The sequence below is a fragment of the Bacteroides sp. ET489 genome (genome assembly GCF_030518095.1).
GTDB classification, from domain to species: Bacteria; Bacteroidota; Bacteroidia; order Bacteroidales; family Bacteroidaceae; genus Bacteroides; species Bacteroides ndongoniae.
Map to the genome: position 1 here is coordinate 1 of NZ_JAULLJ010000092.1, position 2,489 is coordinate 2,489.

Genomic DNA, 2,489 nt, shown 5'->3' on the forward strand with positions numbered 1-2,489 from the left:
GTGCGCCCATAAGGCGGTGTAATAAATATCTATTTAGCAATAGATTAGGTTAGAGTTCTATGAAAATAAGACCTACTGTCATCCGACTTATCCCAGAGGGAAACCCGAGGGGGAGTGTAGCATGTCGGAGAAGCCATAAGTCAGCCAACTGCCACGCTGCGACTGAATGGCAAGACAGAAAGACGGACATGAGGATGAAGCCTGAACTGGTTGAACAACAATCCAGTGGCACATACCAGGGCTGTGGCGGAAGGCAGTTACCAACGCCATATCGCATGTACCCCAGCAAGTGTTTAGGTTGTATGGGGCAAAGAACTGACTGCGACACGTCTGCAATAAGCAGATTAACGGACGAACGTTGCATCCGACAGTCTGTCATGCTTGTTATTACACCCGCTAAATGGGGATTGCCTAAACCGAAACGCCGAAAGGCTATAGAAGTCGTTCTTGAATATTCGGCATGGCAACGGAGCTTCCGTAGTAGTCCGAGCAGGGTAATGCCCTGCACATGGCGAAGGGAAGCAGTTATATAATCAATATAATCAAAGGAAAATGTGAGAGACATTATGAGAAATCCAAAGAATGTATTGAACAACTTAGTGAAACACAGCAATGTATCGGGCTATAAGTTCGAACGGTTGTATCGTATTCTATTCAATGAACAGATGTTCTATACCGCCTACCAGCGAATCTATGCCAAACAGGGCAATATGACCGCTGGGACAGACGGCAAGACAGTTGACGAAATGAGCATTCAGAGAATAGAAAATCTAATCTCCAAGCTTAGAGACGAAAGTTACAAACCCAACCCAGCCAAAAGGGTCTATATCCCTAAGAAGAACGGAAAGAAACGCCCGTTGGGCATCCCGTCTTTTGAAGACAAGTTGGTGCAGGAAGTGGTACACATGATACTGGAAGCCATATACGAGGGAAGTTTTGAAAATACCTCACATGGATTCAGACCACGTAGGAGTTGCCAGACTGCATTAAACCAAATTCAAGATACGTTTCTCGGAACAAAATGGTTTATAGAGGGGGACATAAAAGGCTTCTTCGACAACATAGACCATAACGTTCTGATTGGCATACTCGAAGAACGCATAGCGGACGAGAGGTTCATAAGGCTCATCCGTAAATTTCTGAACGCTGGGTATATTGAAAATTGGAAATACAGACACACGTACAGTGGAACTCCGCAAGGCGGCATCATTAGTCCCATACTGGCTAATATTTACCTTGACAAGTTCGACAAGTACATGGAGGAATACGCCCAATCTTTCAATAAAGGCGCAAGCAGAAGATTGGATAAGGATTACCGTCGGATTAAAGACCGTAAGAACAAGCTGGAAAAGAAACTGAAATCCGAAACCGATACAAAGGTACGGAAAGACCTTATTGATAAAATCAAAGGGTATTACCGACAGATGCAACAAATGCCTTGTGTCATGGAAATGGATGAAGAGTACAGACGGTTGAAATATGTCAGATACGCAGACGATTTCTTGATTGGGGTTGTCGGCAGCCATGAAGAATGTGGGCAAATCAAAGCGAATATCACACAATTCATGAAAGATAAGCTAAAACTTGAACTGTCGGCAGAGAAAACGCTTATAACCCAAGCACAAGAAAAAGCTAAATTTCTGGGATATGAAATAACCGTACGCAACTCCAAAGCCACCAAGAGAGATAAGAATGGAGTGCTCAAAAGAATGTTCAACCGCAAGGTTGTGCTTCTACTCCCGAGAGAGGTGGTCAAGAACAAGTTGATTGACTACAAAGCCATGAGGGTTATACAAACCAATGGCAAGGAGGATTGGAAGCCAAAGGCACGCAGTTATATGATGAACTGCAAACCGGAGGATATTGTAGCCCAATTCAATAAGGAGATAAGAGGATTCTACAATTATTACTCGATAGCGAACAATGTATCTACTCTTTGCAAAAGGTTCGGTTATATTATGGAATACAGTATGTACAAAAGCATCGCCAAAAAGCAAAGCAGCAGTGTACGGAAGATTAAAAAGAAATACTCGAAAGACAAAGACTTTGTAATCAGTTACACGGATGCAAAAGGGCAATGCAAATGCCGTGTGTTCTTTAATGAGGGTTTCAAGAGAAAAGACGCTCAATGTGATGCTAAATGCGACATAATGCCAAACACCAATTTTCTGCCAGCCTCAAGTCTTGTTGAGAGACTAAAGGCGGAACAGTGCGAGGTATGCGGAGCGCATGGCAAAACGGTGATGCACCATGTTCGTGCCTTGAAAGACTTGACAGGCAAGAACGAATGGGAACGCATCATGCTCAAAATGCACCGTAAAACATTGGCAGTCTGTCCAGAATGTAATGCTAAAATACATGGCAATGTATAACACTAAGTTGAATTATAACGGAGAGCCGTGTACATGGAGACATGTAAGCACGGTTCGGGGGCAGGCTCTCGGAAACCTACCGCAGAAATGCGGCAAGGCGCCGAGTGCCGAGCCTAC

Annotated in this window: 2 protein-coding genes; one reads left to right on the forward strand and one right to left on the reverse strand. The window is 44.0% G+C overall.

Annotation, left to right across the window (positions count from 1 at the left end; translation table 11 throughout):
• Positions 1 to 87: 87 nt before the first annotated feature.
• A complete protein-coding gene (locus Q3C19_RS18045) occupies positions 88 to 270 on the reverse strand; it encodes a hypothetical protein (protein ID WP_165356980.1) in 183 nt (60 codons plus the stop codon).
• Positions 271 to 566: 296 nt separating this feature from the next.
• Between Q3C19_RS18045 and ltrA the strand changes: the two genes are divergently transcribed.
• The gene (ltrA, locus tag Q3C19_RS18050) at positions 567 to 2,372 is read left to right on the forward strand and encodes a group II intron reverse transcriptase/maturase (protein WP_071149918.1); all 1,806 of its coding nucleotides are present in this window, start codon (positions 567 to 569) and stop codon (positions 2,370 to 2,372) included.
• The last annotated feature ends 117 nt before the right edge of the window (positions 2,373 to 2,489 follow it).

Excerpts from the sequence above, each read along its gene's own strand:
- Q3C19_RS18045 (WP_165356980.1), bottom strand. The coding sequence starts at position 270 with ATGGCGTTGGTAACTGCCTTCCGCCACAGCCCTGGTATGTGCCACTGG.
- ltrA (WP_071149918.1), top strand. The coding sequence starts at position 567 with ATGAGAAATCCAAAGAATGTATTGAACAACTTAGTGAAACACAGCAAT.